This is a genomic window from Stenotrophomonas sp. P5_B8 (genome assembly GCF_054049855.1).
On sequence record NZ_JBFULO010000317.1, the window covers coordinates 1 to 4,656 of the forward strand.

General features: G+C 66.7%; 8 protein-coding genes. 6 read left to right on the forward strand and 2 right to left on the reverse strand.

Annotation, left to right across the window (positions count from 1 at the left end):
- Positions 1 to 322: adenosylhomocysteinase (locus ACXJKH_RS15330; RefSeq protein ID WP_457320546.1), on the forward strand; the 322-nt coding region annotated here is incomplete at its 5' end.
- 73 nt (positions 323 to 395) lie between these two features.
- Here ACXJKH_RS15330 and ACXJKH_RS15335 read toward each other — a convergent pair.
- Entirely contained in the window at positions 396 to 1,298 is a 903-nt protein-coding gene (locus tag ACXJKH_RS15335) for a tetratricopeptide repeat protein (protein WP_457320548.1), read from the reverse strand.
- Between the two features lie 17 nt (positions 1,299 to 1,315).
- Here ACXJKH_RS15335 and ybaK point away from each other — a divergent pair, with 17 nt between their 5' ends.
- From ybaK to ACXJKH_RS15350, 3 genes are read left to right on the forward strand one after another with little or no spacing between them, the layout of a single operon-like run.
- Positions 1,316 to 1,789 (forward strand): Cys-tRNA(Pro) deacylase, encoded by a 474-nt coding sequence (gene ybaK, locus ACXJKH_RS15340; RefSeq protein ID WP_457320550.1) that lies wholly within the window; start codon positions 1,316 to 1,318, stop codon positions 1,787 to 1,789.
- Positions 1,789 to 2,304, forward strand: coding sequence for a hypothetical protein (locus ACXJKH_RS15345; RefSeq protein ID WP_457320552.1), 516 nt, complete (start codon positions 1,789 to 1,791; stop codon positions 2,302 to 2,304). The genes ybaK and ACXJKH_RS15345 overlap by 1 nt, the downstream gene beginning before the upstream one ends.
- Complete coding sequence (locus tag ACXJKH_RS15350) at positions 2,297 to 2,671, forward strand: Imm10 family immunity protein (protein WP_256774922.1); 375 nt, start codon at positions 2,297 to 2,299, stop codon at positions 2,669 to 2,671. The genes ACXJKH_RS15345 and ACXJKH_RS15350 overlap by 8 nt, the downstream gene beginning before the upstream one ends.
- 89 nt (positions 2,672 to 2,760) lie before the next feature.
- Here the strand turns inward: ACXJKH_RS15350 and ACXJKH_RS15355 are convergent, their stop codons facing one another.
- Positions 2,761 to 3,318: a DUF3228 family protein gene (locus ACXJKH_RS15355; protein WP_457320555.1), complete on the reverse strand. Its 558-nt coding sequence runs from the start codon at positions 3,316 to 3,318 to the stop codon at positions 2,761 to 2,763.
- A 130-nt stretch (positions 3,319 to 3,448) separates the two neighbouring features.
- On the opposite strand from ACXJKH_RS15355, the gene metF reads away from it, so the two are divergent.
- Together metF and ACXJKH_RS15365 are read left to right on the forward strand one after the other, a co-directional pair.
- On the forward strand, positions 3,449 to 4,276 hold the full coding sequence (gene metF / locus ACXJKH_RS15360) for a methylenetetrahydrofolate reductase [NAD(P)H] (protein WP_457320559.1): 828 nt from the start codon (positions 3,449 to 3,451) through the stop codon (positions 4,274 to 4,276).
- Between the two features lie 50 nt (positions 4,277 to 4,326).
- Positions 4,327 to 4,656: DUF4124 domain-containing protein (locus ACXJKH_RS15365; RefSeq protein WP_457320557.1), on the forward strand; the 330-nt coding region annotated here is incomplete at its 3' end.

Genomic DNA, 4,656 nt, shown 5'->3' on the forward strand with positions numbered 1-4,656 from the left:
CAAGTACGTGTTCCCGAACGGCAACGCGATCTTCCTGCTCGCCGAAGGCCGCCTGGTCAACCTGGGCTGCGCCACCGGCCACCCGAGCTTTGTGATGTCCAACTCGTTCGCCAACCAGACGCTCGCGCAGATCGACCTGTGGGCGAACAAGGACAGCTACGAGAACAAGGTGTACCTGCTGCCGAAGAAGCTGGACGAGGAAGTGGCGCGTCTGCACCTGGAAAAGATCGGCGTGAAGCTGACCACCCTGAGCCAGGAACAGGCCGACTACATCGGCGTGCCGGTGGAAGGTCCGTTCAAGCCGGAGCATTACCGCTACTGATCGGCCTGCCGATCCGGTTGCGTTGAAAAACAGACGGGCGCCGAAAGGCGCCCGTTTTCGTGGTGGCATTCCCTCAGTCCTGGCCGAAACACCTGCGGTCGTCGTTGAGGACGGCCTGACACTGCCCGGCGAAGTCCGCCTGCCAGCGCGACAGCGTGAATCCTTCCCGTTCCTGGAAAGACACCGTTTCGCCAGCAAGCACGTAGCAGCGGTTCTGCGACAGTCGCAGCGCCGTCAGGGCATTACCGGCGGCCCAGCATTCGTCGATGCAGGCCTGCATCAGCGCGTAATCCGGATTGGTCTTGGCGCCGCCGAAGGCGAAGCCCATCCGCTGCACCAGGGCGATCACCGGGTCGATGCTCGCCGGGGCAGCACGCAGAATGCGCAGCACCCCGGGCTCGGGAATGCCAAATGCCCAGTTGGCAAGCACGGCCGAACGTGCCGCATCGATCGCCGCATCGCGCTGCCCTTGCCGCATGTACTGGCTTGCCAGCAGCGCCCAGCCCTGCTGAAGCTCCGGGAACGCGGCGCATGCTGCGCGCAGCAGTTCAATGGCCTGCTCGACCTGCCCCGCCAGCACCTGCGCGCGCGCCTGCTCGAACTGCTCGGTTGGCGAACCGGGATCTTCGACCTCATGCTCGCCATACTCGCCCTCGTTCAATTCCAGCCAGTGCGAGAACACCTGCACCGAGGAATGGCGCAGTTCCATACGCCATTCGTCATGGAACATCTCGCAGACGAAAGGCGCATCTCCCTCACGCCCCAACGGCCAATACAGCCCGAAACAATCGCCGTTGCCAAGCGCGCCTTCCGCGATCGACACAAACCCCTGCGGGGGATACGGTCCGCGCGCCACATCACTGTCGAAGCTGAGCGCGTTGCATTGACCAGAGAGGCGCATGGGATCTTTCCAGACGGGAACGCCGCCATTATCGCCGCGATCGCAGTAGCCCCGGTCAAGGCAGCCGGCCCGCACCGCGTTACGATGCCCCCATGACCCCGGCCATCAACCTGCTCAAGAAGCACGGCATCACCCACAGCGTGCTGTCCTACCCACATGATCCCGATGCCGACTCCTACGGCGGCGAAGCGGTGCAGCAGCTCGGGCTGGACCCGGCGCAGGTGTTCAAGACCCTGCTGGCCAGCACCGAAAAGCACGAACTGCTGGTGGCGATCGTGCCGGTCAGCGGCACGCTGGACCTGAAGGCGCTGGCCGAAGCGGCCGGCTGCAGGAAGTGCGAGATGGCCGACGTGGAGCAGGCACAGCGCGCCACCGGCTACCTGGTCGGCGGGATCAGCCCGCTGGGGCAGAAGAAAAAGCACCGCACGTTCCTCGATGCCAGCGCGCAGGCGCTGCCCACGCTGCATGTGAGCGCCGGCCGGCGTGGGCTGGAGGTCGCAGTGGCACCGGCCGACCTGCTGCAGCTCACCGATGGCAGCTATGCCGCCATCGGTAGGACCCGCTGATGCGCTGGCCCTTCTCCCGGGCGCCAGCGGCCCCTACCGAAGGACCCGGCGCCCAGCACCTGCAGGCGCTGTTGTCGTCGGACCCCGACCGCATCTACAGCGCTGCCTGCGCCATCGCCCAGCTCCGCGATCCGGCCGAACTGGACGCGCTTGCGCCGTGGGTCGAACGCATCGGGCGCGCTACCGCACACATCGGGCTGGGCGGTGCAGTGTTCGCCAACAACCATCACCTGCAGTTCGCGCTGCGGCGGCTGCGCTTCTGGCGGGATCGGGCAGGTTGCCTGTGCGCGCTGTATCCGCACTACCCGTTCTTCGATCCGCGCCGCGAGGCCACCCGCGGGCACGTGGTCATCGATGCGGTAGGTGAAGCCGAGGGTGGATGGGGTGAAGCGCGTTCGGTCACCTGCGTGGACTGCTCGGCGCACTGGCTTGCCACCGACCGCGAGTACCACTACCCGTGGTGGGAGTGGACCTTGGCCGTTCCAACCGTTGAAGAAACCCCAGCGCATGCCTGAGTTCATCGCCACCGTCATCCACGTCGGCGCGGACGACGGCGTGCTGCTGGCCGGCCTGGCCGACCACGAACACGACACCCGCCGCTACCTGCTGCTGCAGAAGGCCGAGCATCCCGATGCGCAGGACATCGCCCTGGGCCTGGACGGCGTGCATGTCTGCCTGCACGCGCAGGCACGCTCGGCCTACGGCGGCATCCAGTCTGCGCAGCTCCCGGCCGGCGCACTGGTGCTGCACCTGGATGCCATCACCACCGATGCGCTGGGCCTGGCGGCTTCGCCGCTGCGCATCGCCCTGGCGGCGCCGCCGGAGGACGTTGCCGCATTCGCCGCGATGCTGCAGCGCATGGGCATCCCGGTCGACGCCTGATAGACCCGGAGTGGCACGCCATGCGTGGCGGCGTCTCGCACCGGCACCGCGTGCAGCCACCATGGGGTGGCTCTACCCGGGCAGGGCGGTTACGGCCGCCAGTTGGCGTTGCGCTCCCAGAACGCCACCGCACGCTGGTAGGCCTCGCGGTCCAATGGCACCCCGGAACCGCCCTCGTCCACCCCCAGCGCGTTGCGCATCATGGTGATCGGCGCCATCGGCACTTCTTCCGGCTCGGCGGTGTAGATGCAGCCGACGATGCCCCAGTCTGCATCGATCGGCGAGCCTTCCAGCGCGAGTTGTCCGGCGCTGTACAGGATCACCACCAGGTAGTTCGCGCGCGGCGACTCCACGCCCTCGAACCAGCGCACCAGCACCGGCAGCTCGTTGCGGTTGCGCGCCTCGTAGCCGGTGTGGAGCTGGTGGCGGTTGGCGTCGGTGATCGGCACGGTCAGGCAGCGCGTGGAGGTCCAGTTGTCGTAGACGAACAGCTTGCAGAACGGCGCATAGCCATCAAGCACCTTCAGCGGCGCGTGCGTGTTGAGATGCGCCTGGAACTGCTCGGCGGTGCAATCCTGGAGGGTGTTGCCGCGTGGGGTACGCGGGAACAAGCGGGGACGGGCGAATTCGGTAAGGATGATGGACATGGGGAACGCGGCAGCCAGAACAGGCGCAAAGGGTAACCGGTCGACCCGGCGGCCAATCCCCGATAGCCTATTTTTTACATTCATCGCGATGAAGCGATATGATATCCCCACACCCGTCGCCGCCGCCGCCATGACCGCCATCAGCTTCGAGTTCTACCCGCCCAAGACCGACGAGCAGCGCGCCCAGCTCGACCGTACCGCGAGCAAGCTCAAGGCCTTCTCGCCCGAGTACGTGTCGTGTACGTTCGGGGCCGGCGGCTCGACCTTGAGCTACACCTCCGAAACCGTCCGCCATCTCAAGCAGCACCACGGTTTCGAGGCCGCGCCGCACCTGTCCTGCGTGGGCGGCAGCCGCGAAGAGATCCGCGAACTGCTCAAGCTGTACCGCGCGATCGGTTGCCGACGCATCGTCGCCCTGCGCGGTGACCTGCCGTCGGGCATGGGCCACCCCGGCGACCTGCGTTACGCCTCGGACCTGATCAGCTTCATCCGCGCCGAGCACGGCGACGCGTTCCGGATCGAAGTGGGCGCCTACCCCGAAACCCATCCGCAGGCCAACGACGCGCTGCTGGACCTGAAGCACTTCAAGACCAAGATCGACGCCGGCGCGGACGCGGCGATCACCCAGTATTTCTTCAACGCCGATGCGTACTTCCACTTCGTCGACGCGGTGCGCAAGCTCGGGGTAACGGTGCCGATCGTGCCGGGAATCATGCCGATCTCCAACTTCAGCCAGCTTCGCCGGTTCTCCGAGCAGTGCGGTGCGGAGATCCCGCGCTGGATCGGCCGGAAGATGCAGGCCTTCGGCGACGATGCCGAATCGGTGCGCGCGTTCGGTGCCGAGGTGGTCGCCGGACTGTGCGAGCGGCTGGTCGCCGGTGGCGCGCCGGGGCTGCATTTCTACACGCTCAACCTGGCCAAGCCAACCACCCAGGTGCTCAAGCTGCTGCGCCCTTGAAGCACGCTCAAATCGCTTGCAGATAACGCTGGCACCGCTACGCTGCTGCAATGAAAGCACTCCTCCTGCCCCTGTTGTGCGCCCTGTGCCTGCCAAACCCGGCGTCGGCACAGGCGCAGCGCGTCAACCGTTGCACCAACGCCCAGGGCCAGACCGTGTTCACCGACCGCAGCTGCGATGCGCTGGGCGCTACCGCACGCATGCCCGCGCATGCACCGACGGTGGGCAACACCGGCATCTATCGCGCCGGCTGCGCGCGCCGGCTCAGCGAACTGACCGGGCAGATCCGCGATGCGGTCAGCCTGCAGGACGTCAATCGGCTGTCCTCGATCTACCTGTGGAACGACGTGTCCAACGCCACCGCCCGCCACATCATCGGA

Coding starts and splice junctions, on each gene's coding strand:
- ybaK (WP_457320550.1), top strand. CDS start 1,316: ATGACCCCGGCCATCAACCTGCTCAAGAAGCACGGCATCACCCACAGC.
- ACXJKH_RS15345 (WP_457320552.1), top strand. CDS start 1,789: ATGCGCTGGCCCTTCTCCCGGGCGCCAGCGGCCCCTACCGAAGGACCC.
- ACXJKH_RS15350 (WP_256774922.1), top strand. CDS start 2,297: ATGCCTGAGTTCATCGCCACCGTCATCCACGTCGGCGCGGACGACGGC.
- ACXJKH_RS15355 (WP_457320555.1), bottom strand. CDS start 3,318: ATGTCCATCATCCTTACCGAATTCGCCCGTCCCCGCTTGTTCCCGCGT.
- metF (WP_457320559.1), top strand. CDS start 3,449: ATGACCGCCATCAGCTTCGAGTTCTACCCGCCCAAGACCGACGAGCAG.